Source organism: Streptomyces sp. RP5T, from assembly GCF_003933965.1.
In the GTDB taxonomy this organism is placed as follows: Bacteria; Actinomycetota; Actinomycetes; order Streptomycetales; family Streptomycetaceae; genus Streptomyces.
Genome location: NZ_RSAJ01001322.1, coordinates 1 through 385 on the forward strand (window position 1 = coordinate 1; position 385 = coordinate 385).

Here is a 385-nt window from a genome sequence, read left to right on the forward strand (position 1 = left end):
GTGTAGAAGGGAAAGTGATTTACGAAACCCAGTCTACTCACAAACTGCTGGCGGCGTTCTCTCAGGCTTCCATGATCCACGTTAAAGGTGACGTAAACGAAGAAACCTTTAACGAAGCCTACATGATGCACACCACCACCTCTCCGCACTACGGTATCGTGGCGTCCACTGAAACCGCTGCAGCGATGATGAAAGGCAATGCAGGTAAACGTCTGATCAATGGTTCCATTGAACGTGCGATCAAATTCCGTAAAGAGATCAAACGTCTGAGAACGGAATCTGATGGCTGGTTCTTTGATGTATGGCAGCCGGATCATATCGATACGACTGAATGCTGGCCGCTGCGTTCTGACAGCACCTGGCACGGCTTCAAAAACATCGATAA

Annotated in this window: 1 pseudogene; it reads left to right on the forward strand. The window is 48.8% G+C overall.

The window, feature by feature from the left end:
• Positions 1-385, forward strand: a pseudogene (locus EHS43_RS46025) (arginine decarboxylase); the annotation flags it as partial.